Genomic DNA, 25,517 nt, shown 5'->3' with positions numbered 1-25,517 from the left:
CCCCGCCGCCGTCATGAGCAGACCTTGCCGTCCTTCGGCACCGTCCCCTGCAGCAGATACGCGTTCACCGTGGAGTCGACGCAGTCGCTGCCCTTCCCGTACGAGGCGTGGCCCTCGCCCTTCCAGGTGAGCAGCACGCCGATGCCCTTGCCCAGTTCGTCCGCCATCTTTCGGGTGCCCTCGTAGGGCGTCGCCGGGTCGCCGGTGTTGCCGACCAGCAGGATCGGTGCCGCGCCCGGCGCACTCACCTCCGGGGTGTCGTACTGTCCGGCCACCGGCCAGTCGTGGCACCAGCCGGCCGTGTCCCAGCCCAGCATGGGGCCGAACACGGGCGAGACCTTCTCGAACCGCCGCAGCAGCTTCTTCGTCTCCTCGACCGTCGGCCGCTGCTTGGTGTCCAGGCACGATATGACCCGTTGCGAGTGGGTCCCCGTGAGGTAGTGCCCTGAGGCGTCGCGGTCGTTGTAGTCGTCGGCGAGCGCCAGGAGTTCCGAGCCGTCTCCATCCTCGGCTGCCTCCAGGGCGCTGGTCAGGGTCGGCCAGCTCGCCTCGCTGTACAGCGGCCTGATGATGCCGGTGAGTGCGAGTGCCTCGGTGAGTTTCCGCCCGGATGACGTCGCCAGCGGCTTCGCGTCGATCCGCCTCAGCAGGTCCACGATCTTCTGCGAGCCTTCTTCGGCGCCCTGGCCGGTGGACTCGAGGTAGTTGTTCAGGGCGCGCTGAAAGCCCCTGGCCTGGTTCTCGGCGTGTCCCTCCCCGTCGGCGCTCGGGTCGACGACCGCGTCCAGGATCAGCCGCCCCACGTTCTTGGGGAACAAGTGGGCGTAGACGCCGCCGACTTCGGTGCCGTACGAGATGCCGAAGTAGTGCATCTTCGGGTCGCCGAGGACCTGGCGCATCAGGTCCATGTCGCGGGCGGTGTCGGTGGTCGACACATGCGCGATCAGCGTCCCCTCGGACTTCTGGCAGCCCTTGCCGAAGTCGGCGGCATCGCGGAGGTACGCCGTCTCCTCGGCCGGGGTGTCCGGCGTGATGTCCACGGACTCGGAGGCCTGGATCTCCTTGTCGCTGCGGCAGCGGACGCCTTCACTGGCGCCCACCCCGCGCGGGTCCCAGCTCACCAGGTCGTACCGCTTGCCGAGCTCGGGAGTGGAGGAGGCGTACCACGGCAGCGTGGCCAACCCCGAGCTGCCGGGGCCGCCGAAGTTGAACAGGAGCGAGCCGATGCGGTCGTCGCCGCCGGCCTTGGCGCGGATCAGTGCGAGGTCGATCGTCCTGCCGTCCGGCTTCGCCCAGTCCAGCGGCGCCTCGAGCGTCGCGCACTGCCACTCGTCGCCCGGTGTGGGGGAGTCCCCGGTGGCCTTGCAGCGCCCCCAGTCGAGCTTCTGCGAGGTCAGCGAGGACGGCAGCGGGGTCGCCGAGCCGGCGGATGGGGCCGGCGAACTCGTCCCGCTCGACTTCCCAATGGCCTCGCCGCCGTCGGACGAGCCGCCGCTGCAGCCCGTCACCAGCAGCGCGGCGGTGGCCGTCAGGGCCGTCCACCGTAGGAAACGCGCCATGTCACTTCCCCCCTCGCAGGCCGTCCGCACCGTGCCGCGGATGGCGGTCAGGCCATAGTAGGCGGATCACGAAAGGGCCGTAGCGGCCTGTGGATAACTCTCTGACCTGCTGATTTGTCGCTTACCTGCGCGCCTTCAGGAGCAGACGGTGCCCGCCGCCGGCACCTTCCCGTCCAGCAGATAACCGTTCACCGCGTCCTGCACGCACTTGTTCTTGCTGTTGTACGCCCCGTGTCCCTGTCCCTTGTACGTCATCTCGACGCCCACCCCCTTGCCCAGCGCCTGGACCATCTTCCGGGCGCCCTCGTACGGCGTGGCCGGGTCGCCCGTGTTGCCCACGACGAGGATCGGCGCCGAGCCGGGCGCGCCGACCTCGGGATGGTCGGCGGCGCCCGCCACGGCCCAGTCGGTGCAGCTGAGCATGGACCAGGCCAGGGAGTCGCCGAACAGGTTCGAGGCGGCCCGGAACTCGGGCAGTCTCCGCTCCACGTCCTCGGCTGTGTAACGGGGCTTGTCGTCGGCGCAGTTGATCGCCACGTTGGCCGGGACGATGTTGCTGTACTCGCCGTTCTCACGGCGTCCGGTGCTCGCGTCGGCCAGCCGCATCAGGGCACTGCCATCACCGTCGTACGCCTGCACCAGGCCCTGGGCGAGGTACTCCCAGAAGCTCTTCGAGTACAGCGCCTGCAGGATGCCGGAGGTCGCGGTCGTCTGGGTCAGCTCACGCGGGAAGATGCCCTGGATCGGTTTGCTGTCGAGGCCCTTGAGCAGCTTGGCGATGCGGTCCTTGACGTCCTGGGGGGTGTCGCCGATCGGACAGCCCTCGGTCTTGGAGGTGCAGTCCTCGGCGAAGTTGTCCAGCGCGAGCTGAAAGCCCGCGGCCTGCGCGAGCGCGTTCTGCTCGGGGTCCGTTGTCGGGTCGACAACCGCGTCGAAGACGGCGCGTCCCACGTTCCTGGGGAACAAGTGGGCGTAGACGCCGCCGAGTTCGGTGCCGTAGGAGATGCCGAAGTAGTGCAGCTTGTCGTCGCCGAGGACCTGGCGCATCAGGTCCAGGTCACGGGCCGCTTCGGTGGTGGTCACATGCGGCAGCATCCCCTCGGAGTTCTTCTCGCAGGCCGCGTTGAACTCCTTGGCGCTGTCCATCAGTTCGGTCCGCTCGTCGGCGTCGTCCGGCGTCGCGTCCTGCTGGAAGTAGGCGTCGAGCTGCTGGTCGTTCTCGCACCGCACGGGCTCGCTGCGGCCGACCCCGCGCGGGTCGAAGCTCACCAGGTCGTAGCGGGTGCGCAGCTTCGCGAACCCGTCGGCGAAGGAGGGCAGGCTGGTGACGCCCGAGCCGCCGGGCCCGCCGAAGTTGAAGATCAGTGAGCCGATGCGCCGGTTCTCTTCGCTGCTGGTCCGCACCCGGATCAGCTCGATGTCGATCGTGTCGCCCTTGGGGTCGTCCCAGTCGCGGGGTGCCTTCATCGTGGCGCACTGCCAGGTGCCATCGTCCGGCAGAGGTGACGGGCTGCCCCCGCCGCCCTGCGCCTGGGAGGGGGCCGGGCAGTCCTTCCAGTTCAGCTCCTGGGCCGTCAGGTCCTCGTCCCCGGAGTCGTCGTCGCTGCAGCCCGCCAGCAGGGCGGACACCAGCAGGGCCGTGGCGGTCAGGGCGGCTGCGCGCATCCGGGGAGGGTTCGGCATGGTCCCATCCTGCGGTCGGACGTGGTGGGGCGCTCGGGGCGCGAGCCGTACGAGGGACCGCGGTGCCTCACCTGTTCCGTGCCCCTACAACGTACGGCCACAACGTACGGCGCCATGCTCCTCGCTCGACGAGACCTTCCGCTCGACGAGACCTTCTGTACGACAGGACCTCCTGCGACGAGATCTCGCGTACGACGAGACCTCGCGGCCCCCTGCACAACGCCTAGCGCTACAGCGCGCCCTTGCGCGTCAAGTGGTTGAATGCCAGCCAGCCCGGCAGCACCGGCAGCCACAGCGTCAGCATCCGGAAGAGCAGCACGGAGGGCGCGGCGACCTCGCTGGGCAGGCCCACCGCGATCAGACCGACGGTCAGGGTCACGTCCACGGCACCCACGCCGCCCGGGGTCGGGGCCGCCGAGCCGAGCGCGTTGCCCGCGAGGAAGACGACGGCCACGCTGGCGAGGCTGAGCGAGGTGCCCTCGCTGCCGAAGGCCCGGATCGAGGCGTCCAGGCACATCACGAAGCAGGCGGTCAGCAGCAGCATGCCGCCGATGCCGGTGACCAGCTTCTGCGGTCGCTGCAGCACATCGAGCATGCGCGGCACGACGCCCGCGAACAGCGACCTCACGCGCGTGACGACGAACTTGCGCAGGAAGGGCACCGAGGTCACCACGAGCACCAGCACCGCCACCGTCAGCAGACCCGCGATGACCGTCCGGGACGGCGACAGCGACGGCGTCTTCTCGGTGCCGGTCAGATAGCCGAAGGCCAGCAGCATCAGGATGTGGCAGCCGAGCCCGAACAGCTGTGATGCGCCGACACTTGCCACCGCGAGCCCCGGCCGCACTCCCGCGCGCTGCAGGAAGCGCGTGTTGAGGGCGACGCCGCCGACCGCGGCCGGCGCGACGATCTTCACGAACGACCCGGCGACCTGGGCCGCCACGGTCCGCCGGAACGGCACCCGCTCGGGCACGAAGCCCAGCAGCGCCATCGCCGCCGCGAAGTAGCTGCACGCAGAGAACAGCACGGCCGCGGCCACCCAGCCCCACTGGGCGTTGGCGATGAGCGGGCCGAACTCGATGTGCGTGAGCTGGGTCAGCAGGAAGTACGCGGCGATGGCACCGGCGATGAAACTGATCAGCGTGCGCGGCCGCACCCGCTCCAGGCGGGCAGGCTCGACCGGTGCCTGCGGCCTGATCAGCAGCACCTCGTGGCGGATCTGCGTGAGCAGATCCTCCTCGCGGGCCTCGTCCAGAGCCTCGTCGATGGCCCGCTTCTCGGCCCGCGCCTGCGCCCGCACGGTCTTCTTATCCGGCTTGTCCGGCTTGTTCAGTGCGGCCCCGGTGTCGCCCGCGGCTTCCTCGCTGCGGGCGTGCTTCGCGAGCCGGGACGCCTCCAGTACGGCCTCGCGCTCGCGCTGGGCCCGCTCCCGGGCGAGTCTGCGCAGCGTCGCGCGCGTGGAGCGGCTCAGGGCGATGGGCTGCAGCATCGGCAGACAGTCGGCCACGGCGTCGGGGCCGAGCACGCCCACCGCCGAGGCCACCGCGCGCTCGGCGCCCACCCGGAGGCCGAGCGTCACCAGCAGCTGGGAGATGTCCATGCGCAGCAGCAGATTGTTGGCCGCGATCTCGCCGATGCGCAGGTCGATGATGATCACCTTGCCGGAACGATCCACCAGAATCGCGTCACCCACCAGCCTGCGGTGCGCGATCCGCCGGGACTGCAGCGCTTTCACCTGGAGCCAGGTGCCGCGCAGCAACTCGTCGGTGATCTCCTCGTCCGACAGCGAGTCCAGGGTGTGCCCGCCGGTGTGCTCGTAGACGAGCATCACGGCGTCCGGGCCGAGCTCGGAGGTCGCGATCAGCTTGGGCGCGTTGGCACCGGCCGCGATGGCCGCGTAGGCGAGCAGCGCCTCCTGCTCCAGGGCCTGGCGCAGCGACTGGAGGCTGCTGCGGGTGGCGAAGCCGCGCAGCGTCAGATTGCGCCACGCGCGATAGAAGAAGCCCTGTGCCTGCTGCTCCCGGTCGACCACCGTCACATCCAGCGGCGGGCCGTCCTCAAGGGTGACGAAGTAGCGCCGACCGCGGTCGGTGGTGGTCTCCTGGGTGTCGGGCACCTCCTCACGGGCCGCGCTCACCGGGCGGAAGCCGACGTGCCGAAGGCCCGCCATCAGGGTCCGTCCGGTGGGACGGACGTTGGGCGAGCCGACCGCGTAGAGCGTGCCGTAGGCGACGGCCCAGCCGATCAGCAGCGTCAGGAGGATCGAGAACGGCGTGGTGTAGCCGGTGACCAGCATGGAGAAGGCGTACAGGACCAGGACCGCCCAGAGCACCGCACGCCAGCGGGGCCTGCGGGACATGCCCACGGCCGTCATGTACGCGATGACCGGCGCGAGATAGCCGTGCACCGGGTCCGTGAGGGTGCCGACGTCGCCGGGCGACGGCTGGGTGAGCGCGTCCCGGATGGACTCAGGGGCGGCCCGCGCGACCCACAGGTCGGTGGCGAGCGTCACCCCGTGCGCGAGGACGGCAGCGAGGACGCCGTCGGCGATGCGCAGCCCGTCCCGCTTGATCAGCCGCTCGATCGCGAAGGCGACGGGCACCAGAAGGATCGCGATGCTCGACACCAGTCCGGCCATCTTGCTGAACACGTCGGGCGCCTGGCCGGTGCCCTTGTTGATGTCCTGCTCGAGACCCGAGGTGGTGCCGTGCGCGAACGCGGCGATCGCGAGCAGCAGGGCGATGCCCAGCACGCCCACGAGCAGCCGCATCAGGTCGGACGGACGGTGCACGCGCGCGGGGAGCAGCGGTTCGTCGCCCTCGACCTCGTCGACGTGCACCTCTTCGAGGTCGTACGGCGCCTTCCCCTCGACCGCCTTCCGGCCGGCGTCGCTCGTGTCGGCGTCCTTCTTGACCTCGTCCTTCTTGGCCTCGCCCTTCTTGACCTCGTCCTTCTTGTCGCTGTCGCTGTCGCTCTCGCCGGTGTCCTTCTTGCCGGCGTTCGCGGTGTCCGGGCGCGACGAAGCGTCAGAGGTGCTCATCGCGTCCTCCGGGTGCACACCCTGTTGCTTCATCGTCTCTTCTTGATCTCGTATCACCAGTCACCGCCCGCACGATGGTGGCATGCCCCACCGACACACGGGGGCATCAGGGTGCAAATGCGGGGGCGCACAGTCTGCCCGAAGCTCCGCCCCGGGGCGAGGCAAGCGCACAGTGGCGAGCCCGTCACATTGTCGGTGGAATGGGGCAGGATGGGCCGGATGAGCGAGGAGAGCCTTCCGCACGACGCCCGTCCGGACTGCGACGACGCCCACCCGAAGTCCGCGGACGCGCTGCCGGAGTACGCCGAGCGGGTCCTCGAGGTCGCCGAGCTGATTCCGCCGGGCCGCGTCATGACGTACGGGGACGTCGCGGAGTGGCTGGAGGAAGGCGGGCCCCGGCAGGTCGGCCGGGTGATGGCCCTCTACGGGGGAGCCGTCCCGTGGTGGCGGGTGGTCCGCGCGGACGGGGTCCTGCTGCCGGGCCACGAGCTGAGAGCGTTCGGCCACTACCGCGCCGAGGGCACGCCCCTGAAGGAGGTGAGCAGGGCCGCCGAGGGCCACCTGCCGCGCCTCGACATGAGGCGGGCGCGGTGGGACGGCGGCGAACGCGCACAGGGTCACACCTGACAGCTTCCGCCATCGGACGGCCCTCGGTGTGACCTGTGATCCGTACGGGGGAAGCGGGGCACATCCGTGGCATGACGTACGTTCGTGAGACGAGGGACCCACGCGCCACGAGTGCCCCGAGGGATGAATCGGAAGCCCTGCTTCCGCACCATCCGTCGGCGTAGCGTCGGCTGCGCGTGTCCCCCTCACCCCGCGGCCACCGCCCCGCACGCGCGAGGGGGCGTCCCACCAGCACAACCACCAGGACCGGCGAACCACGTGAGCTCCTCTTTCTCCACCAGGCGCCTGTCGCACCCCCAGGTGCGACAGGGGACCCGTGGCGCTTACCGGTTGGTGCGTACCCCTCCGGTCCGGGTGGCTCCCCCTCATCTGGACGCCGCACAGCGCGCCGTGGTTGACCACGCGACCGGCCCGCTGCTCGTTCTCGCAGGTCCGGGCACCGGAAAGACCACCACGCTCGTCGAGTCCGTGGCGGCGCGTATCGCCCGTGGCGGGGACCCCGAGCGCATTCTGGTGCTGACATTCAGCCGCAAGGCCGCCGTCGAACTGCGCGACCGTATGGCGCTGCGCATAGGGGCGGCCCGCGCGCCCCAGGCGACCACGTTCCACTCGTTCTGCTACGCCCTGGTCCGCGCCCACCAGGACAGTGACCTGTTCGTGGAGCCGCTGCGGCTGCTGTCCGGCCCCGAGCAGGACGTGACCGTACGGGAACTGCTCGCGGGCCAGCCGGACCTGGAGCGGCTCGGGCTGGCCGACGTGCGCTGGCCGGACGAGCTGCGCGCCTGCCTGACCACCCGCGGCTTCGCCGACGAGGTCCGCGCGGTCCTCGCCCGCAGCCGAGAGCTGGGCCTCGGCCCTGACGCCCTGGACGCCTTCGCCCGCCGCATCGGCCGCCCCGACTGGCGCGCCGCGGCGTCCTTCCTCGCCGAGTACCTCGACGTGCTCGACATGCAGGGCGTGCTCGACTACGCCGAACTGGTCCATCGCGCGGTGCTCCTCGCCCGCCGCCCCGAGGCCGCCGAGCGACTCGCCGCGCAGTACGACGCCGTGTACGTCGACGAGTACCAGGACACCGATCCGGCCCAGGTACGGCTGCTGCACGCCCTCGCCGGCGGCGGCCGAACCCTCGTCGCCTTCGGCGACCCCGACCAGTCGATCTACGCGTTCCGGGGCGCCGACGTGAACGGCATCCTGGAGTTCCCGCACGCCTTCCCGCGCGCGGACGGCCGCCCCGCGCCCGTCGAGGTCCTGCGCACCTCCCGCCGCTCCGGCGCCGCCCTGCTGACCGCGACCCGGCTGCTGACCCAGCGCATGCCGCTGACCCGGCTCCCGGCGGAGAAGGTACGCGCCCATCGCGAGCTCGCTGCGGTCCGCGAGGGCGGCCGCGTCGAGGCCTTCACGTACCCGACGCCCGGCACCGAGCTGGACAACATCGCCGACATGCTGCGCAGAGCGCACCTGGAGGACGGCGTGCCCTGGGGCGAGATGGCCGTCCTGGTGCGCGCGGGCTCGCGCACGATCCCGACGATGCGCCGGGCGCTCACCGCGGCCGGGGTGCCTTTGGACATCGACGGCGACGACGTGCCGCTGCGGCACGAGCCGGCGGTGGCACCGCTGCTGACGGCGTTGCGGGCGGTGGCCACGGCAGAGGCCTCGGTACGCCCCGAGGACGAGGCTTCCACCGACCAGCCGGAGCCGTCCTGGCTCGACACCGAGACCGCCCTCACCCTGCTCGCCTCCCCTCTCGCCGGCATGGACGCCGCCGACCTGCGCCGCCTCGGGCGAGCCCTGCGCGACGAGGAGCGGGCCGCGGGCAACCCCTTGCCGCCGCCCTCGGACGAGCTGCTCGCCCGGGCACTGGCCGAGCCGGAGCGCCTCGCGGTGCACGACCCCACGTACGCGCGTGGCGCCCAGCGCCTCGGCGCGCTGCTCGGCAAGGCCCGTGAGCGCCTCGCGGGCGGCGGTACGGCCGAGGAGGCGCTGTGGGACCTGTGGGAGGGCACGCCGTGGCCCACGCGCCTGGAGCGGGCCGCCCGCCGCGGCGGCGCGGCCGGACGCAACGCCGACCGTGACCTCGACGCCGTATGCGCACTGTTCGCGACCGCGGCCCGCGCGGAGGAGCGCACCGGCGGCCGGGGCGCCCTGAACTTCCTGGAGGAGATCGAGGCCGAGGACATCGCCGCCGACACCCTCACGCGGCGTGCCGTGCGCCCCGACGCCGTGCGCCTGATGACCGCGCACCGCTCCAAGGGCCTGGAGTGGCGGCTGGTCGTGGTCGCGGGCGTCCAGGAGGGACTGTGGCCGGACCTGCGCCGCCGCGGCTCCCTCCTGGAGGCCGACCGCATCGGCCGTGACGGACTCGCCGAACCGCTCACCCCGGGGGCGCTGTTGGCGGAGGAGCGTCGCCTGTTCTACGTCGCCGCCACACGCGCGCGTGAACGCCTCGTCGTCACGGCGGTGAAGGCCCCGGCCGACGACGGCGATCAACCTTCCCGCTTCCTGACCGAACTCGGCGTCGAGCCGAGGGACGTGACGGGCCGCCCGCGCCGCCCGCTGGCCGTCGCAGCGCTCGTCGCCGAACTCCGGGCGACGACGGTCGACCCGCGCGCGTCGGACACTCTCAGGGAGGCCGCCGCCCGCAGACTGGCCCGGCTCGCCGCGCTCGCCGACGAGGAGGGCCGCCCGCTGGTGCCGTCCGCGCATCCCTACCGCTGGTGGGGCATGTTCGAGCCGACCGAGTCCAAGGTGCCGCTGCGCAACCGCGACCAGCCCGTCGTGCTCTCCGGAAGCGCCCTCGACCAGCTCGCCAACACCTGCGCCCTGCAGTGGTTCCTGGGCCGCGAGGTGAAGGCCGACGCACCCGCGACCGCCGCCCAGGGCTTCGGCAACGTGGTGCACGTCCTCGCCGACGAGGTCGCCTCCGGACACACCCCGGCCGACCTCGCCGTCCTCATGGAGCGTCTCGACTCCGTGTGGAACGCGCTGGCCTTCGACGCGCCGTGGAAGTCGGCACAGGAGAAGGACAACGCGCGCGTGGCGCTCGAACGCTTCCTGAAGTGGCACGTGATGGACCGCGCGGGACGTACACCGGTGGCCAGTGAGCACGACTTCGACGTCACCCTCGAAGCGGGCGACGTGGAGGTCCGCATCCGCGGCCAGATGGACCGCGTCGAGGCCGACGGCGATGGGCGGGCCTACGTCGTCGACTTCAAGACGGGCAAGCAGGCACCCAGCGCCGCCGAGGTGGCCCGCCACCCGCAGCTCGCCGTCTACCAGCTCGCCGTCCGCGAGGGCGCCGTCGACGAGGCCTTCGACGGCGTACGTCCGGAGCCGGGCGGCGCCGAGCTCGTTCAGCTGCGCCAGGGCGCCGCCAAGCGGGACGGCGGTGAGACCCTGCCCAAGGTGCAGGGCCAGGAGCCCCTGGACGGTCCCGAGGGGGAGTGGGTCGGCGACCTGCTGGCCACGGCGGCCGGCAAGGTTCTCGACGAACGGTTCACGCCCAGCGCGGGCCAGCACTGCACGCACTGCGCGTTCCGGGCGTCGTGCAGTGCGAGGGCCGAGGGGCGGCAGGTGGTCGAGTAACCGGAGTGACCGATCGCACCTCCCGTGCTGACCTGCGCTTCTTACGGCCCGAAGGCCGATCGGGCCTCCACTGTCAGTGGCCGCAGCTAGCCTCTCTGAGGTGTCCGCCCGTATCACCGATCCCGATCAGCTCAAGGAGCTCCTCGGCATCCCGTTCACTCCGGAGCAGACGGCGTGCATCATCGCGCCGCCCGCCCCGCAGGTGATCGTTGCCGGAGCCGGATCGGGCAAGACGACGGTGATGGCGGCGCGTGTGGTGTGGCTGGTCGGAACCGGCCAGGTCGCCCCCGAGCAGGTCCTCGGCCTGACCTTCACCAACAAGGCGGCCGGTGAACTCGCCGAGCGCGTCCGCAAGGCGCTCGTCAAGGCCGGCGTCACCGACCCCGACGTCATCGACCCGGACAACCCGCCGGGCGAGCCGGTGATCTCGACGTACCACGCCTTCGCCGGCCGCCTGCTGACCGACCACGGCCTGCGCATCGGCCTCGAACCGACGTCCCGCCTGCTCGCCGACGCCACCCGCTACCAGCTCGCCGCGCGGGTGCTGCGCGAGTCCCCGGGCCCGTACCCGGCCCTCACCCGCTCCTTCGCCGACCTGGTCAGCGACCTTCTCACCCTGGACGCCGAGCTCGCCGAGCACCTCGTACGACCCGAGGCCCTGCGCGCGTACGACGCCGAGCTGCGGCTCACCCTGCAGGGCGCCAAGCTCACCAACGCCGATCTGCGCAAGGTCCCCGAGACGGCTGCCGCCCGCCGTGAACTCGCCGAGCTGGTGGTCCGCTACCGCGCCGCCAAGCGTGAGCGCGACCTGCTCGACTTCGGCGACCAGATCGCACTGTCGGCGCAGCTCGCTCGGATCCCCGAGGTGGGCCGCATCCTGCGCGACGAGTTCCGGGTGGTCCTCCTCGACGAGTACCAGGACACCTCCGTCGCCCAACGCGTCCTCCTGGCGGGCCTGTTCGGAGGCGGCACCGGCCACCCGGTGACCGCCGTCGGTGACCCCTGCCAGGCGATCTACGGCTGGCGCGGCGCCTCCGTCGCCAACCTCGACGACTTCCCCGAGCACTTCGCCCACCCCGACGGCCGCCTCGCCACCCGCCAGGCGCTCAGCGAGAACCGCCGCAGCGGCGGCCGCCTCCTCGACCTTGCCAACGGCCTCGCCGAGCCCCTGCGCGCCATGCACGCGGGCGTGGAGGCCCTCCGCCCGGCCCCCGGAGCCGAGCGCGACGGCACCGTGCGCTGTGCGCTGCTGCCCACCCACGCCGAGGAGATGGACTGGCTCGCCGACTCCATCGCCCACCTAGTGAACACGGGGAAGGCGCCCGGCGAGATCGCCGTCCTGTGCCGTACGGCGACCGACTTCGCCGAGATCCAGGGCGCGCTCGTCGCCCGGGACGTCCCCGTCGAGGTCGTCGGCCTGTCCGGGCTGCTGCACCTGCCCGAGGTCGCCGACCTGGTCGCCGTCTGCGAGGTCCTCCAGGACCCCGGAGCCAACGCCTCCCTGGTCCGCCTCCTCACCGGCCCACGCTGGCGCATCGGCCCGCGCGACCTCGCCCTTCTGGGGCGTCGCGCCCGGCTGCTGGTGTCCCACGCACGCGTGGACGGCGACGGCGACCCGGACCGCCGGCTCGCCCAGGCCGTCGAGGGGGTCGACCCCGCCGAGGTGATCTCGCTCGCGGACGCCCTCGACACGTTCCTGGAGACGCCGCTCGACGGCGACGGGGACGACGACGGCCTGCCCTTCTCGCCGGACGCGCGCGTGCGGTTCGCCCGCCTGGCCACCGAACTGAGGGACCTGCGCCGCTCCCTGTCCGACCCGCTGATGGACGTCCTGCACCGCGTCCTCGCCGTCACCGGCCTGGAGGTCGAACTCTCGGCCTCGCCGCACGCCCTGGCCGCCCGCCGCCGCGAGACCCTGTCCAACTTCCTCGACATCGCCGCCTCGTTCGCGGCCGGCGACAACGAGGCGACCTTGCTCGCCTTCCTCGCCTTCCTGCGCACCGCCGCCCAGTACGAGAAGGGCCTCGACAACGCCCTGCCCGGCGGCGAGAACACCGTCAAGGTGCTCACCGCGCACAAGTCCAAGGGCCTGGAGTGGGACGTCGTCGCCGTCCCCGGCCTGGTCACCGGAACCTTCCCCAGCACCCAGGGCCGCGAGAAGTGGACCGCCCAGGGCAAGGTGCTCCCGCACGAGCTGCGCGGCGACGCCGACACGCTCCCCGACGTCGCCTCCTGGGACTCCCGCGGCCTGAAGGCCTTCCACGAGGCCATGAAGGACCACCAGCACACCGAGGAACTCCGCCTCGGCTACGTCACCTTCACCCGCCCCCGCTCCCTGCTCCTCGGCTCGGGCCACTGGTGGGGCCCGAGCCAGAAGAAGCCCCGCGGCCCCTCCGACTTCCTGCAGGCCCTGTACGACCACTGCGCGGCCGGTTACGGCGAGATCGAGGCGTGGGCCGACGAGCCCGCCGAGGACGAGGCGAACCCGGCCCTGCACCGGGAGACCGCCGACCAGATCTGGCCCCTGCCCCTCGACGCGGCCGCCCTGGCGCGACGCCGCGCGGCCGCCGAGACGGTCCTCGCCCACTTGGAGAACCTCACCTCCCACGAGGACGGCCACCCTGCCGCGGCGCACGACCCGGACACGTACGACGATCCGGACTGGCCTCCGCCACCGGATGACGACGAAGCGCTCTTTGAGGACTTCTCCGCCGAGGACGAGCACTTCGAAGGCGCACCCTTCTCCGAGGAGGGCCCGGACGACTGGGACTCCTGGACCACGGACCGCCCGGATCGCCCGACCGTCCCGCACCAGGCGACATCCCCGGAGCCCCCCGCCGAACCACCGGCACGTCCCCACCCCACGGAGCCGGAACCCCTCACCCCGGAGGAAGCGCGCACCATCGCCTCCTGGGACCGCGACCTCGACGCCCTTACCGGAGAGCTCCTGCGCGCCCGCGCGAGCGTCACCGACGTACCGCTGCCGGCGTCGCTGACCGCGTCCCAGCTCATGCGACTGGCCGCCGACCCGGACGGATTCACGCAGGAACTCGCGCGCCCCATGCCGCGCCCTCCACAACCCGCCGCACGCCAGGGCACCCGATTCCACGCCTGGGTCGAGGCCCGCTTCGAAGAGCTGACGCTGCCCATGCTGGAGCCGGAGGACCTGCCCGGCAGCGAGTCGGAGATCGCCGACGAGCGCGACCTGGAGGCCCTCAAGGACGCCTTCGAGCGCACCGAGTACGCACACCGCACGCCGTACCGGGTCGAGGCCCCGTTCCAGCTCGCGATCGCCGGCCGCGTCGTACGGGGGCGTATCGACGCCGTCTACAGGGACGGCGACAGCGACGGCGATGGGGCGACGTACGAGATCGTCGACTGGAAGACCAACCGCACCCGCACCGCCGATCCGCTCCAGCTCGCCCTGTACCGGCTCGCCTGGGCCGAGCAGCAGGGCGTGCCCCTGGAGTCGGTCAACGCCGCGTTCCTGTACGTCCGCAGCGGCGAGGTCGTACGCCCGCAGGACCTGCCGGGCCGGGCCGCACTGGAGCGGCTGCTGACCGAGGAGCCGGGCGCGGAGCCGGAGTGTGAGGAACCGCCCACCGAGGATGTCGGTGCGGGCCGATAGGCTCGTGACCATGAGCCATCCCGTTGACAGCGACGTCAGCGCCGTCCGCGCGTACATCGAGCAGCACCGCGTCGCCTTCCTCGACGACCTCGCCGAGTGGCTGCGCATCCCGTCCGTGTCGGCCCAGCCCGACCACGCGCCCGACGTACGCCGCAGCGCCGACTGGCTCGCCGCCAAGCTCGAGGAGACCGGCTTCCCGACCACCGAGGTCTGGCCGACCCCGGGCGCGCCCGCCGTCTTCGCCGAGTGGCCCTCCGACGACCCCGAGGCGCTCACGGTCCTCGTCTACGGCCACCACGACGTGCAGCCCGCCGCCCGCGAGGACGTCTGGGACAGTGAGCCCTTCGAGCCCGTCGTCCGCGAGGGGCGTCTCTACGCGCGCGGGGCGGCCGACGATAAGGGCCAGGTGTTCTTCCACACACTCGGCGTCCGCGCCCACCTCGCCACCACGCGCCGCACCGCGCCGGCCGTCAACGTGAAGCTGCTGATCGAGGGCGAGGAGGAGTCCGGCTCTCCGCACTTCCGCGCCCTCGTCGAGGAGCACGCCGAGCGGCTCGCAGCCGACGCCGTGATCGTGTCCGACACCGGCATGTGGTCCGAGGACACCCCCACGGTGTGCACCGGCATGCGCGGCCTCGCCGAGTGCGAGATCCGGCTGTACGGCCCCGACCAGGACATCCACTCCGGCTCCTTCGGCGGCGCCGTGCCCAACCCCGCGACCGCGGCCGCCCGCCTGGTCGCCGCCCTGCACGACGAGCACGCGCGCGTGGCGATCCCCGGCTTCTACGACGGCATCGTCGAACTGACCGACCGCGAGCGCGAGCTCCTCGCCGAGCTGCCGTTCGACGAGCAGCAGTGGCTGCGCACCGCCAAGTCGTACGCCACCCACGGCGAGGCCGGCCACACCACCCTGGAGCGCATCTGGGCCCGCCCCACCGCCGAGGTCAACGGCATCGGTGGCGGCTACCAGGGCCCCGGCAGCAAGACGATCATCCCGTCCTCCGCCATGGTGAAGCTCTCCTTCCGGCTCGTCGCGGGACAGGACCTCGACCAGATCGAGAAGGTGGTGCGCGCCTGGGCCGCCGAGCAGATTCCCGCCGGCATCCGCTGCGAGATCACGTTCTCGGCGGGTACGCGCCCGTGCCTGACGCCGCTGGACCACCCGGCCCTGCAGTCCGTCGTACGCGCCATGGGCCGCGCCTTCGAGAAGCCCGTCCGCTTCACGCGCGAAGGCGGCTCGGGACCCGCCGCCGACCTCCAGGACGTCCTCGGGGCACCCGTGCTCTTCCTGGGCATCTCCGTCCCCTCCGACGGCTGGCACGCCCCGAACGAGAAGGTCGAGCTCGACCTGCTCCTCAAAGGCGTCGAGACCACCGCATACCTGTGGGGCGACCTCGCCGCGAACTGGCGCCATGCGCCCTGAGCGCCCCCGGCCGTCCGGAGCGGCTTCGCGCGCAGGGCACACTGAGAAGGCCGCCCCGCACCGCCGAGCCCTGCCGCACCCGGTCGCCTCCTGTCCTACGTCCCGCCGATCCGCCCGCCGAAGTACACCGTTCCACTGGGGGAGTTGGAAGCACCTGTGACCACTTGGACCGACCACACCGCCGACCGACCCATCTCGCTCACCGCCCCGAGCGGCATCGACCGCGCCGCCCACCACCGGCTCGACGAGGCATGGCTCGCGGCGGCGTGGAGCCACCCCACGACCCGCTGCTTCGTGGTTTCCGGCGGCCAGGTCCTCATCGACGAGACGGCGGACGGGCGCACCGAAGTCGTCATGACCCCCTCGTTCGAGGCCCCCCTCACCGAGGCGCACCGCTACTTCCTCGGCATCGACGAGGACGGCGTCAGCTACTTCGCCCTCCAGAAGGACGCGCTGCCCGGCCGTATCGACCAGTCCGCGCGCCCGGCCGGCCTGCGCGAGGCGGGCCTGCTGCTGTCGCCGCGCGATGCGGGCCTGATGGTGCACGCCGTCGGCCTGGAGAACTGGCAGCGCACCCACCGCTTCTGCTCCCGCTGCGGCGAACGCACCGTCATCGCAGCGGCCGGACACATCCGCCGCTGCCCCGCGTGCGGCGCCGAGCACTATCCGCGCACCGACCCCGCTGTGATCATGGCCGTCACCGACGAGGACGACCGCATCCTCCTCGGCCGCCAGGTCCACTGGCCCGAGGGCCGCTTCTCGACACTTGCCGGCTTCGTCGAGCCCGGCGAGTCCATCGAGCAGGCGGTGCGCCGCGAGGTCTTCGAGGAGGCCGGTGTCAGCGTCGGCCAGGTCGAGTACGTCGCCAGCCAGCCCTGGCCCTTCCCGTCCAGCCTCATGCTGGGCTTCATGGCCCGCGCCACCTCCACCGAGGTGAATGTCGACGGCGACGAGATCCACGAGGCCCGCTGGTTCTCCCGCGAGGAACTGCGCGCCGCTTTCGACTCGGGCGAGGTCCTGCCGCCGTACGGCATCTCGATCGCGGCCCGCCTGATCGAGCTCTGGTACGGCAAGCCGCTGCCTACGCGCAGCGTCTGAGTGCCGAGGACGTCATAGGAAAAAGAAAAGAGGGTGGCGGCCCCGACTCGGGGCCGCCACCCTCTTCAAGCGTGTCGATCACACGCCGATCTTCTGCTTCACCTGAGCCAGCGACGGGTTCGTCAGCGTCGAACCGTCCGCGAAGAGCACGGTCGGGACCGTCTGATTTCCGCCATTCGCCTTCTCGACGAACACCGCGGACTCGGGGTCCTGCTCGATGTTGATCTCGGTGTACGCGATGCCCTCGCGCTCCAGCTGCTTCTTCAGCCGCTGGCAGTAGCCGCACCACGTGGTGCTGTACATCGTCACAGTGCCCTGCATGTCTCGCGCGCTCCTCAGGTAGCTCGGGGGAACAGGTCGTCCGGGGAGGGAACGTACGCGACTGGGGCGCCATTCCCGCCCGGGGTATGCCCGGCCACGTGATGCCTGCCGCATTAGTACGACTATCAGTGCCTGCCTGTGGACAACCGGCACAGCCGTCTCCGGCGACCTGGCAGCATGGCCGTGTGACAGCAGCAACGCACTCCCCCCTCTTCCCGCAGGTACCGGACTCGGCCGACGCGGTGCTCGAAGGGCTCGACCCCGAGCAGCGCGAGGTGGCCACCGCCCTGCACGGTCCGGTGTGCGTGCTCGCGGGCGCCGGCACGGGCAAGACCCGGGCGATCACCCACCGCATCGCCTACGGGGTGCGTTCCGGCATCCTCCAGCCCTCCAGCGTGCTCGCCGTCACCTTCACGAACCGCGCCGCGGGAGAGATGCGCGGCCGACTGCGCCAGCTGGGCGCCGCCGGAGTCCAGGCCCGGACGTTTCACTCGGCCGCCCTGCGGCAGCTCCAGTACTTCTGGCCGAAAGCAGTCGGCGGCTCCCTGCCCCGGCTCGTCGACCGCAAGATCCAGCTCGTCGTCGACGCGGCCGCCGCCTGCCGCATCCGCCTCGACCGGAACGAGCTGCGGGATGTCACCGCCGAGATCGAGTGGTCCAAGGTCACCCAGACCGTCCCCGCCGACTATCCGCTCGCCGCCGCAAAGGCGGGCCGCGATGCCCCCCGCGACCCGGCCGAGATCGCCCAGATCTACAACGTCTACGAGGACCTCAAGCGGGACCGCTCGGTCATCGACTTCGAGGACGTCCTGCTGCTCACCGTCGGCATCCTCCAGGACCGGCACGACATCGCCGACCAGGTCCGCTCCCAGTACCAGCACTTCGTCGTCGACGAGTACCAGGACGTCAGCCCGCTCCAGCAGCGCCTGCTGGAGCTGTGGCTCGGCGACCGCGACAACCTGTGCGTGGTCGGCGACGCCAGCCAGACGATCTACTCGTTCACAGGAGCAACTCCCGACCATCTGCTCGACTTCCGCATCCGCCACCCCGGTGCCACCGTCGTCAAGCTGGTCCGCGACTACCGCTCCACCCCCCAGGTGGTCCACCTCGCCAACGGCCTGCTCGCCCAGGCCCAGGGCCGCGCCGCCGACCACCGGCTGGAGCTGATCTCCCAGCGCGACCCGGGCCCCGAGCCCGTCTACACCGCCTACACCGACGAGCCAGCCGAAGCAGAGGGCGCCGCCCGCCGCATCCGGGAACTCATGGACTCAGGCGTCCCGGCCGGCGAGATCGCCATCCTGTTCCGTACGAACGCCCAGTCCGAGACCTATGAGCAGGCCCTCGCCGACGCGGGTGTCCCCTACCAGCTGCGGGGCGCCGAGCGGTTCTTCGACCGTCCCGAGGTGCGCAAGGCGGGCATCGCCCTGCGCGGCGCGGCCCGCTTCGGCGGCAACGACTCGCTCCTCGACGACGCCGTAGACCTGCCCTCGCAGGTACGTGCCGTGCTGTCGGGAGAGGGCTGGACGACCGAGCCGCCGGCCGGGTCCGGCGCCGTCAGAGAGCGCTGGGAGTCCCTGGCCGCCCTGGTGAACCTCGCCCAGGACTTCGCCGCGGCCAAACCCGGCGCCACCCTCGCCGACCTCGTCGCCGAACTCGACGAACGGGCGAACGCCCAGCACCCCCCGACCGTCCAGGGCGTCACCCTCGCCTCTTTGCACTCGGCCAAGGGCCTGGAGTGGGACGTCGTGTTCCTGGTCGGTGTCGCCGAGGGCATGATGCCGATCACCTACGCAAAGACCGACGAGCAGATCGAGGAAGAACGCCGCCTCCTGTACGTCGGCGTCACCCGCGCCCGGCAGCACCTCCATGTCTCCTGGGCCCTCAGCCGCGCGCCCGGCAGCCGGCCCAACCGCCGCCCCAGCCGCTTCCTCGACGGACTGCGCCCCGGCTCGACCGCCACCGCCGGACGCACCGCCGTCGGCGGCGGCTCCGCAGGCGTCGAGCGCGGCTTCACGAGCAGACCGGATGCCGCCCCGAGACGGACACAGCGCGCCCCGGCCCGGTGCCGCGTCTGCGGGCGCACGCTCACCGACGCCGGTGAGATGAAGCTGATGCGATGCGAGGACTGTCCCTCCGACATGGACGAGGGTCTCTACGAGCGGCTCCGCGAGTGGCGTGCGGTCCAGGCGCGACTCAGCGGGCAGCCGGACTTCTGCATCTTCACGGACAGGACCCTGATGGCCATCGCCGAAGCGGAGCCAACCAGTCCGGTTGAGTTGTCCCGCATCTCCGGTGTCCTCAAGCGCAAGCTTGAGCGCTACGGATCCGATGTTCTGGCCATCTGTGCAGGCCAGGAGGTTGGGGAGGGCGCCGGCGGGGAATGACACGAACTCGTCGAAAAAATAGTTTGCGCATGCCCCAGCAATCCCCATAGGTTCTTAGCCACGGGAACGGAGGCCTTCTCGGAGGCCCCAATTCCGTGTTCTACTTGCATACCCGTCGGACTGGCTCACCCCAGTCCCCTTAGACGCCGAGAGGAGGCGAGTCCAGTGATCAGCATCAACACCAGCTCCATCAGCATCGTGAAAATGACCGATCGCTCGGTCGTCGCCTCCCTGTGCATGCTCGGCGTCTCCAACCCGGGCACCGGTCTGTCCGGCATTCGTGCCGCGCGTCCGGCGTCCGCCCTGTCTCTCGCGGGTCTCCCTGTCCGCGAGGGCAATGAGCGACCGACCAAGGCACTGGAAGCGGCAGTAATGGCACAGGCCAAGGCCTATGCCTTTACGGCGACCGGTGCCGGATTCCGGAAGCAGACGACGCAGCACCACCAGATGTGGGCCTTCCGTGGGCCAGAACCCTGGAGTGATCCAGCCTGATTGTCGATCAGGCCGGCGCCTTCAGGGCCGCGGAACCCCATCCGGGATCCGCGGCCCTTCTGTTTGTCCTCCAACGGGGATGACGGAGCGAAGGGGCCTCGGGCAAGAAAAGACCCGGTACCAGCCGCCACCCGGTCCAACAGGGCCGGAACGACCAGACGAGGAAGACGAACCGTGCAACTCGAAGCGCACGCCCCGTCCGTACCGCCTTCAGACGTGATCCCCAAGCCCGGCCTCACGGAGGACTCCACCTTGACCCCGCTCACCGCGCTCACCGCGCTCGACGACGCCATCGAGAACCTCGGCGTACCCGTCCCCTGCCGCTCCTACGACCCGGAGGTCTTCTTCGCCGAGTCGCCGGCGGACGTCGAGTACGCCAAGTCCCTCTGCCGCACCTGCCCGCTGATGGAGGCCTGCCTCGCCGGCGCCAAGGAGCGGCGTGAGCCCTGGGGCGTCTGGGGTGGCGAGCTGTTCGTCCAGGGTGTCGTCGTCGCCCGGAAGCGGCCCCGTGGTCGCCCGCGCAAGAACCCGGTCACGGCATGAACACCGCAGGAACGATCGACCGCCCCTTCACGCACGACCCCCAGAAGCAGGCCCCGATGAAGCCGTCCACCCACGAACTCGCAGGCTCCGCGCCTGAAGACTTCACCACGAGTGGCGCGAACGACTCGCGTCAGAACAGGAACCGAGAGATGCAACTCATCCAAGAAGCCCTGGCACGTGCGCATATGCACGAGCGGCAGCACGCGGCCGAGCAGGAACGCCGGGCCGTGCGCCTGGCGACCGCTCGCCGTATGCAGCGCCGGGCCGAGCGCGCCTCGCAGCGCGCCCGCCGTGCGCTCGCCATGGCAGTCATGCAGTAACCGCCCAACCGCCAAGCGGTGGTGCTCTCCCGACTCGGGAGCGGTGATTCCCCGCGGGGGCCGGTCTGTACGAACGGACCGGCCCCCGCGGTGCGTTGTGCCCGCCGATCGGTCAGCGGCGGCGTTATCGTCGGCGAGTGACGAGTCTTCCCGGAGGCAGTGACAACGGCGGCTCCGCCACGGAGCCCCAGCCCCTCGTATGCGCCCGCTGCGGCACCCAGGCCAAGGCCCCGCAGCCCACCTGGACCTGCTCCGTGGAGAACGGCATCCGCCACTACATCTGCGACACATGCTCCCGCGAGAACCTCAGGGCGATCGAGGGGCGACTGGACTCGGCCTGGTGGTAGGGCCGCTCACGCCTCCGCCGCCGACTCCTCCTCGTCCGTCATCTCCTCCGGCACGAACCCCGGCAGCCACTCCTCCAGTTCCTGGCGCAGCCGTACCCTCGCGCCCAGCTGGCACAGCACCCCGATCGTGCTCAACGTCACCCGGTGGATAAGGAGGTAAGCCGGGGGCAGATTGAGCCGTTTGCCGAGTTGGTAGGCGGGGGAGCGGGGGTCGGCCACGCGGGCGGCCTGGCTGCGCATCCAGCCGCGGGTGAAGGTGAACTCGTCGACCTGTGCCGGTTCGATGATCGGCAGCAGATAGTCGAGGACGGCGTCGGGGTCCAGGTCTATCGACTCCTTGACGAAGCCCTCGACACAGAGGAGTTCGTAGACGGCTTCCGCCTCGCCGTCCAGGGTCATGCGCAGGGAGTCGCCGATGGGGGTCGGCAGGCCGCCGGGGAGGCGGTCCACCGTGCCGAAGTCCAGGACGCCGAGCCGCCAGTCGTCCTCGCCGTCCGGGCCGCCCGGCAGGAGGCGGAAGTTGCCGGGATGCGGGTCGGCATGCAGCAGGCCGGTGCGGGCCGGACCGGAGAAGAGGAAGCGGGCCAGCAGCTGGCCGGCGCGGTCGCGCTGCTCCTGGGTGCCGTCGGAGATCACCTCGGAGAGCGGGACGCCGTCGATCCACTCCGTGATCAGGACCTGCTCGCTCTGGTGGACCACCGCCGGCACGACGACGTCCGGATCGTCGGCGAACTCCTCCGCGTGCGCCTGCTGGGCCTGGGCCTCCAGGCCGTAGTCCAGTTCCTCGGAGACCCGGTCTTTGAGCTCCGCGATCAACGGCTTGATGTCCATGCCGGGAATCAGCGGACCCAACAGTCGGGCAAACCGGCTCAGTTGGTTCAGGTCGGACAGCAGGGCCTCGCCGGCTCCCGGGTACTGCACCTTGACCGCCACTTCACGGCCGTCGTGCCATACCCCCCGGTGCACCTGGCCGATCGAGGCCGCCGCGGCGGGCTTGTCCTCGAACTCCAGGAACAGGTTGTGCCAGTCCTCGCCGAGCCGATCCGCCAGCACCGTGTGCACGGTGCGCGTCGGCATCGGAGGCGCCGCCTCCTGCAGCTTTGTGAGCGCCGCGCGGTAGGGGCCGGCGATCTCCTCCGGCAGGGCCGACTCGAAGACGGACAGGGCCTGCCCGAACTTCATCGCGCCGCCCTTGAGCTCGCCGAGCACCTTGAACATCTGCTCGGCGGTGCGCTGCTGCAGCTCGCGCCCGACGATCTCCGCGGACTCGCCGACGATCCGCTTGCCCAGGCCCCAGGTCGCCCGCCCGGCGAAGCCGAGCGGGAGCGCGGCGAGCTTGGCGGTACGGGTGACCGCCTTGCGGGGAAGATCAGACATGCGCCCTCCAGGTCCCAGCCAGCCGCTGCGCGTCTGCCTTACGACGTAACTCCTTCGACGGCCCTTGCTCCGTCATTGTCTCGTGCGACCCCTCGTCCTCGGAGGGGTGTTCTCCCTCACCTTTCTCCGTGGCGCCGCACGGGCATGCGGGATGTGCCCACACCGGCCGGGCGTGCCAGTTCAGACCGGGGAGGGACACTTCCCAGCGTGCACCCGCGCTCGACGGAATCCGGCCGTCCAGGAAGGCGAGGGCGTGCGCGGCCGCCAGTCCGGCGGCCGTGGTGGCCAGCGCCAGATCGCAGGGTCGCACATCACGCGTCCTCCCCGAGCCCGAGCGCCACTGCGCGACCAGGCGGGGCCAGGCCGGGTCCCGGTCGGTGCGCCCCTCGTTCAGACAGCCTGCGCAGCCGGTCTCGCCGGGCAGGACGAGCGGGCCTACGACGCCGGTTCCCTCCACGACGCCGACGTACAGATGGGGCGTACCGGACGTGATGAGGGGTTCGGCGGCGGACGGGGAGGGCGCGTGCACGGCGACGTCGTCCCGTGGGGCGATGATCACCAGGGAGTGGCCCGCGCCGTCCTCCCCTGGAGTTGCCTTGGGGCCGCGGCGCGGCGGGCGGTCTGGCGCTGAGCGGCGTGCGGCCCGTCGAGCGGCTTCGTCCCTGCGGTCGCCGACCGCCTCCGCGGGCAGCCCGCCCGGCGCCACGTCCCACGGCTCGACACGGCCGACGTCGCGCACGTCGACCTCGCCGACCCCCGCGCCCGACAGCAGTGAGGCCACCACCGCACCCACCCGGCCGGCCCCGCGCACCTGCACGCGCAGTGAGCGGCGGGCAGCCAGCCGGTCGATCGCCTCGCTCGGCTCGGACGTGGTCAGGGACAGGGAGGCCAGATCGGGGCGCAGCCGGTCCAGGACCTCCTTCCTGCGGCGCAGGGTGTCGGCGGCCGGACCGCCTCCCTTCGCGTCGTCGAGCAGCCCGGCCCGCGCCAGTCGCCGTACCAACCCCTCGACATGACCGTCCGGCAGATCCATACGGCGGCCCTCCTCGCGCAGCAGGTCCAGTCCGCGGGTGCCGTTGAGCAGGTCGAGGAAACTGCCGGTAGCCGTGTCCATCGGGCCCAGCGTCAGCGCGTGTGCCGGAGTCATCCCGAACTGCACGGTATTGAGATCCCGCCAGCCGCGCCTGAGCGCGGGCTTCACCGCCGGAGCCCGCGGAGCCGTCGTATCCGCCGGAACTGCTGAACCTGCCGAAACTGTCGAATCCGTCGCTTGCATGAACAGGCCCCCGTAGCCGTCGTGGAACGTCCCCGTGTGCCGGTGGAGCTCGGTCGTAGCTCCGCCGATGACTGCCAGCATGCCCCTACGCGCCGCCCCGTGCCGAAAGTTGTCCACAGGTGGTGGATATTCGTCGTACAAATCAAACGCATGGTGGGGGATCGGCATCGAACCGTCCCGGAGTCGGGACTTCCCCCATGTGCAGCGGGTAACGTCGGGGCGTGTCCGCCGACCCACTGCACCGCGCCGGAACGCCACAGCGCAGTACGACGAGCCCGCCGACGAGCGGCTCGGGGGCGAGCGCGATCGAGGTCCGCAGGAGCGCCCGGCGCCGCCGGACGGTCTCGGCGTACCGCGAGGGCGATCGCACCGTCGTGCTCATCCCCGCCCGGATGTCCGAGGCCGAGGAGCAGCGCTGGGTGAACGTCATGCTCGACAAGCTTGCCGCCCAGGAGAGCAAGCAGGTCCTCGGCGACTCCGAACTGGCCGAGCGTGCCGAGCAACTGTCGGCCCAGTACTTCGACGGCCGTGCCCGGCCCAGCTCGGTCCGCTGGGTCACCAATCAGAACACACGCTGGGGCTCGTGCACCCCGGCCGAGGGCAGCATCCGTCTTTCGCACCGCCTGCAGGGCATGCCCGAGTACGTCGTCGACTACGTCCTCCTCCATGAGCTCGCGCATCTCCTGGTGCCCGGACACGGGCCCCGCTTCTGGCGGCTGCTGGAGGGGTATCCCCGCACCGAGCGGGCGAAGGGTTACCTGGAAGGAGTGGTTGCCGCCGAGCGCTTGCCCCATGTGCCCGGCGCGCGCGGCGAGTGACCGCTCCCTGAGGAAGACACCCCGGAGACAGTGCTTCCGGTACGGCTGGGCGCGGGTTGTGTACCGGGTCTGTACCGGCTTCGTCCGATGTCGGAGTTTGCCGTTAGCCTGGCGCGACGCACTCACATTCGGGATGGGGGACGGTCGTTACGCATGGCCAGGGAATTCCAACGCGGCCACAAGGCCAGGATCAGTGACCTCACCGCGGGCACGGATCTGTACGTAGGTGTGCAGATCAGCGCCCCAGGGCTGACCTTCGACATCAGCTGCTTCGGTCTCGACGCCGACGAACGGCTCTCGGACGACCGCTACTTCGTCTTCTTCAACCAGCCGAAGTCCCCCGAGGAGTCCATCCAGCTCCTCGGCGCCCAGGCCGGCGACACGGAGTCCTTCCGGGTCACGCTCGACAAGATCCCCCCGCAGATCCAGAAGCTGTCCTTCACGGCGACGATCGACGGCGCCGGACAGATGTCGCAGATCAGTCCCGGATACCTCCGCATCGTCGCCGGCGGCGAGGAGGTGGCCCGATACGCCTTCAACGGTTCGGAGTTCTCCACCGAACGTGCCGTGATGCTGGGCGACTTCTACCTCAAGGACGTGTGGCGGTTCGCGGCCGTCGGGCAGGGCTTCGACGGCGGCCTCGATGCGCTGCTGAGGAACTTCGGTGGCGAGGTCGCCGAGGAGGAGACGCCCGCCGCCCCGCCGCAGCCCCAGCAGCCTCAGGCAGGTGCGACTCCTGGCTTCGCACCGCCCGCCCAGGCGACCGCGCCGCCCGCATTCGGCGCCCCGGCTCCCGCGACCACGGCCCCCGCGCCCGCCCCTGCACCGGCTCCGCAGCCCGCAGCCGCGCAGGGCTTCGCGCCCCCACCGGGGGCCACCCCGCCGCCTCCGGCCCCGGCGCCCGCGCCGTCGGTGCCCGCCCAGCCCACCATCGTCGCGCCCATGACGCCGCCCGGCAGTGCCCCGCCGCCCCCCGCCCCGGCCCCCGCGCCGTACGGC

General features: G+C 71.5%; 18 protein-coding genes. 12 read left to right on the top strand and 6 right to left on the bottom strand.

Going from position 1 to position 25,517, the window contains the following annotated elements; all coding sequences use genetic code 11:
* Positions 1-11: 11 nt before the first annotated feature.
* The 3 genes from ADL12_RS38500 to ADL12_RS38490 form a co-directional block, all read right to left on the bottom strand.
* Entirely contained in the window at positions 12-1,559 is a 1,548-nt protein-coding gene (locus tag ADL12_RS38500; RefSeq protein ID WP_062711770.1) for an alpha/beta hydrolase, read from the bottom strand.
* 135 nt (positions 1,560-1,694) lie between these two features.
* Complete coding sequence (locus ADL12_RS38495) at positions 1,695-3,242, bottom strand: alpha/beta hydrolase (protein WP_062711767.1); 1,548 nt, start codon at positions 3,240-3,242, stop codon at positions 1,695-1,697.
* A gap of 229 nt (positions 3,243-3,471) precedes the next feature.
* Positions 3,472-6,315, bottom strand: coding sequence for a lysylphosphatidylglycerol synthase domain-containing protein (locus tag ADL12_RS38490; RefSeq protein WP_062711765.1), 2,844 nt, complete (start codon positions 6,313-6,315; stop codon positions 3,472-3,474).
* Between the two features lie 186 nt (positions 6,316-6,501).
* Between ADL12_RS38490 and ADL12_RS38485 the strand changes: the two genes are divergently transcribed.
* The 5 genes from ADL12_RS38485 (at position 6,502) to nudC (ending at position 16,640) form a co-directional block, all read left to right on the top strand.
* Entirely contained in the window at positions 6,502-6,909 is a 408-nt protein-coding gene (locus ADL12_RS38485; RefSeq protein WP_062711814.1) for an MGMT family protein, read from the top strand.
* Positions 6,910-7,167: 258 nt separating this feature from the next.
* Positions 7,168-10,491, top strand: a complete 3,324-nt coding sequence (locus tag ADL12_RS38480; RefSeq protein ID WP_062711763.1) for an ATP-dependent helicase — start codon at positions 7,168-7,170, stop codon at positions 10,489-10,491.
* Positions 10,492-10,591: 100 nt separating this feature from the next.
* The gene (locus ADL12_RS38475; protein ID WP_062711760.1) at positions 10,592-14,119 is read left to right on the top strand and encodes an ATP-dependent helicase; all 3,528 of its coding nucleotides are present in this window, start codon (positions 10,592-10,594) and stop codon (positions 14,117-14,119) included.
* A gap of 10 nt (positions 14,120-14,129) precedes the next feature.
* Positions 14,130-15,542 carry a dipeptidase gene (locus tag ADL12_RS38470; RefSeq protein ID WP_062711811.1) on the top strand — a complete coding sequence of 471 codons (1,413 nt, stop codon included), beginning with the start codon at positions 14,130-14,132 and terminating at the stop codon, positions 15,540-15,542.
* 156 nt (positions 15,543-15,698) lie between these two features.
* Positions 15,699-16,640, top strand: coding sequence for an NAD(+) diphosphatase (gene nudC / locus ADL12_RS38465; RefSeq protein ID WP_062711757.1), 942 nt, complete (start codon positions 15,699-15,701; stop codon positions 16,638-16,640).
* Positions 16,641-16,718: 78 nt separating this feature from the next.
* On the opposite strand, the gene ADL12_RS38460 is transcribed toward nudC, so the two are convergent.
* The gene (locus ADL12_RS38460; RefSeq protein ID WP_062711754.1) at positions 16,719-16,961 is read right to left on the bottom strand and encodes a mycoredoxin; all 243 of its coding nucleotides are present in this window, start codon (positions 16,959-16,961) and stop codon (positions 16,719-16,721) included.
* A 185-nt stretch (positions 16,962-17,146) separates the two neighbouring features.
* Here ADL12_RS38460 and ADL12_RS38455 point away from each other — a divergent pair, with 185 nt between their 5' ends.
* From ADL12_RS38455 to ADL12_RS38435, 5 genes are all read left to right on the top strand, one after another.
* The gene (locus ADL12_RS38455; RefSeq protein WP_208614701.1) at positions 17,147-19,345 is read left to right on the top strand and encodes an ATP-dependent DNA helicase UvrD2; all 2,199 of its coding nucleotides are present in this window, start codon (positions 17,147-17,149) and stop codon (positions 19,343-19,345) included.
* Between the two features lie 165 nt (positions 19,346-19,510).
* Complete coding sequence (locus ADL12_RS38450) at positions 19,511-19,837, top strand: hypothetical protein (RefSeq protein WP_062711747.1); 327 nt, start codon at positions 19,511-19,513, stop codon at positions 19,835-19,837.
* Positions 19,838-20,011: 174 nt separating this feature from the next.
* Positions 20,012-20,380, top strand: a complete 369-nt coding sequence (locus tag ADL12_RS38445; RefSeq protein WP_031479359.1) for a WhiB family transcriptional regulator — start codon at positions 20,012-20,014, stop codon at positions 20,378-20,380.
* Positions 20,377-20,700: a hypothetical protein gene (locus tag ADL12_RS38440; protein WP_062711744.1), complete on the top strand. Its 324-nt coding sequence runs from the start codon at positions 20,377-20,379 to the stop codon at positions 20,698-20,700. Before ADL12_RS38445 ends, ADL12_RS38440 begins: the two co-directional genes overlap by 4 nt.
* A gap of 137 nt (positions 20,701-20,837) precedes the next feature.
* Positions 20,838-21,047: a hypothetical protein gene (locus tag ADL12_RS38435; RefSeq protein WP_062711741.1), complete on the top strand. Its 210-nt coding sequence runs from the start codon at positions 20,838-20,840 to the stop codon at positions 21,045-21,047.
* A 6-nt stretch (positions 21,048-21,053) separates the two neighbouring features.
* Here the strand turns inward: ADL12_RS38435 and ADL12_RS38430 are convergent, their stop codons facing one another.
* Positions 21,054-22,424, bottom strand: coding sequence for an ABC1 kinase family protein (locus tag ADL12_RS38430; protein WP_062711738.1), 1,371 nt, complete (start codon positions 22,422-22,424; stop codon positions 21,054-21,056).
* Positions 22,417-23,571: a TOMM precursor leader peptide-binding protein gene (locus ADL12_RS38425; RefSeq protein ID WP_244188203.1), complete on the bottom strand. Its 1,155-nt coding sequence runs from the start codon at positions 23,569-23,571 to the stop codon at positions 22,417-22,419. The genes ADL12_RS38430 and ADL12_RS38425 overlap by 8 nt, the downstream gene beginning before the upstream one ends.
* Before the next feature lie 350 nt (positions 23,572-23,921).
* Between ADL12_RS38425 and ADL12_RS38420 the strand changes: the two genes are divergently transcribed.
* Together ADL12_RS38420 and ADL12_RS38415 are read left to right on the top strand one after the other, a co-directional pair.
* Positions 23,922-24,518, top strand: a complete 597-nt coding sequence (locus ADL12_RS38420) for a M48 metallopeptidase family protein (RefSeq protein WP_062711731.1) — start codon at positions 23,922-23,924, stop codon at positions 24,516-24,518.
* 153 nt (positions 24,519-24,671) lie between these two features.
* Positions 24,672-25,517: TerD family protein (locus ADL12_RS38415; RefSeq protein ID WP_167364457.1), on the top strand; the 846-nt coding region annotated here is incomplete at its 3' end.

Origin of the sequence: Streptomyces regalis, assembly GCF_001509475.1 — a bacterium.
In the GTDB taxonomy this organism is placed as follows: Bacteria; Actinomycetota; Actinomycetes; order Streptomycetales; family Streptomycetaceae; genus Streptomyces; species Streptomyces regalis.
Note: the sequence above shows the minus strand (reverse complement) of the source record. Positions and strands in the feature narration are given on the sequence as shown.